Below are 2,199 nucleotides of genomic sequence, written 5' to 3'. Positions count from 1 at the left end.
GACCACCGCACCCAACGGCGACCTGTACCTGGCCGCCCGCGTCGGCGCCGGCGCCGACCAACGGCCCGGCAAGCTGTACCGCTGGGACAACGCCGCCTCACGCTGGAGCACCGTCGCCACCTTCGCCGCGGCACCCAACCGCTCCGTGTACCCCGACGACATCCCCGTGGACCCCGCACTCGACACCGTCGACCTGCTCGTCCACGGCGCCCCCGGCCGAACCAGTGAACTGACCGTGGAACTGTGGAGCACCGGCCGCCCCGAGAACGCCGTCCCCACCGACCACCTGCTCACCACCACCGTGACCGCACCGGCCGACGGCCCCCACTGGGTCACCGCCCGCCTCGACCACCGCCCCGACACCCCCCACAACGCCGTCCTCATCGTGCGCGCCTGCCCGGACACCGCCCTGGTCCTGCTCCCCGAACGCACCGACGGCGTCCTCGCCCTGCGCAGCAAGGCCGAAGGCGACGCGGCCGTCGACCACGACATCCCCGAGGAGGACGGCCAGCTCGTCCTGGAATGGCAGGCCCGCGGCCTGCGCCGCCACACCTTCGCCTTCCGCGCCGCCCCCGACACCGCCGCCTTCCTGCCCCAGCGGGCCGTCGGCGGATACCAGCGCCCCTACAAGGGCCCCCAGATGTGGTCCTCCGCACCCCTGCCCGACCCCGACCGGGCCGAACAGTGGCTGCTCCTGGACTGGGACGAACAACAGCAGCTCACCGAAACACGCGTGGTCTTCGACGACGACGTCGACGAATACCTCAACAACCTGCACCGCCACCGCACCCCGTTCGAGATCATGCCGGAACTGGTCCGCGACTACCGCATCCAGAGCCGCGAGCCCGACGGCACCTGGCACACCCTGCTCACGGTGACCGACAACCGCCGCCGCCACCGCGTGCACCGGCTCACCGGCACCGACGGCAACCCCGTGCGCACCGACGCACTGCGCCTGGTCGTGGACGCCACGCACGGGGCACGGCACGCCCACGTGATCGCGTTCAAGGCCTACGGCGCGTAACCGGCAGACAGAAAAAGGGGGGAAGGCCACAGGGCCTTCCCCCCTTCTGCGAGGCGCGCAGAGTGCGCGGGTGCGCGGGTGCGCGAGGTGCGTGCGGGGTACGAAGTGTGCGGGGTACGGGGTACGAGGTGCGCGCGAGGTGGTGCGAGGCGCGAGGTGCGCGAAGTGCGCGGGGTGTGCGCGAGGTACGGGGTGCGCGAAGTGCGGGGCGGGTCAGAGGGCGCCGAGCGCCTGGCTGATGACGTCGGCCGCCTCGATGACCTCACGGGTCAGGGCCAGCCGCTGCCCCTCGGCCTCGGTCCGGCCGCCCAGCAGGGAGGTGGGACCCCACAGGGAGATCGCGGCGACGACCTCGCCCGAGGCGTCCCGGACCGGCGCGGCGAGCGAAGCACGCCCCAGGGCACGCTCCTCGGCCTCCACCGCGTACCCGGTGCGCCGCACGGTTTCGATCTCGCCGTCCAGGAGGTCGTGGCTGGTGGTCGTGTACTCGGTGTGCGCCGCCAGCGGCTCGGGAAGCAGCCTGCGGCGCTCCTTGGGCGTCAGCCCGGTCAGCAGGCACTTGCCGATGCTGGTGGCGTGCAGCGGGGCGCCGTGCCCGGCCTGCGTGTACGACTTCGGGGCACGGGCCCCCTCGAAGTTGCACAGGAACATCAGCTCGGTGCCGCGGCGGATGGCGACGTTGGCCCCCAGCCCGGTGCGGCCGGCGAGGTCCTGGAGGACCATGCGGGCGGCCCGGTGGACGGGATGGCGGTTCAGGGCGGTGGCGGCGAGCGGGAGCATCCCGAGGCTGAGCCGGTAGAGATTGCTGACCGGATCGCGCTCGACCATGTCCAGGCGCTCAAGGGTGGACAGGAGCCGGGAGGTGGTGGAGGAACCCAGCCCGGTGAGTTCGGCGACATCGGAGACACGCAGTTCAGCACGGCCGGAGTCGAGTGCGCGCAGCACCGAGACCGCTCGTTCGACACTCTGGTTCGTACCGGCGTCGGCCGCCCGAGTAGCCATGACCCTCCTCATTTTGCAAATCGCTTGCACAATCTGCATCAGCATACCGTGCCGGTCCGGCGCCGTTCCTGAAATCCACCGACCCGCAGCCGGAACAAATACCGTCCCCACCCCCCGCCCCACAAGGCCCCGCGACCACGCACCGCACCCGCACCACCGGCACACAACACCCC

1 protein-coding gene and 1 pseudogene are annotated in these 2,199 nt (G+C 71.9%); one reads left to right on the top strand and one right to left on the bottom strand.

Translation table 11 applies throughout. From position 1 onward, the window contains the following. Positions 1 to 1,024 (top strand): annotated as a pseudogene (locus EAO76_RS22380) (pyridine nucleotide-disulfide oxidoreductase); the annotation flags it as partial. Between the two features lie 213 nt (positions 1,025 to 1,237). On the opposite strand, the gene EAO76_RS22375 reads toward EAO76_RS22380, so the two are convergent. Beyond that, positions 1,238 to 2,026 carry an IclR family transcriptional regulator gene (locus EAO76_RS22375; protein ID WP_148837741.1) on the bottom strand — a complete coding sequence of 263 codons (789 nt, stop codon included), beginning with the start codon at positions 2,024 to 2,026 and terminating at the stop codon, positions 1,238 to 1,240. Between the last annotated feature and the right edge of the window lie 173 nt (positions 2,027 to 2,199).

The sequence above is a fragment of the Streptomyces sp. sk2.1 genome (assembly GCF_008120935.1).
GTDB lineage: Bacteria > Actinomycetota > Actinomycetes > Streptomycetales > Streptomycetaceae > Streptomyces.
This window is presented reverse-complemented; position numbering and strand designations above follow the sequence as displayed.

Coding starts and splice junctions, on each gene's coding strand:
- EAO76_RS22375 (WP_148837741.1), bottom strand. CDS start 2,026: ATGGCTACTCGGGCGGCCGACGCCGGTACGAACCAGAGTGTCGAACGA.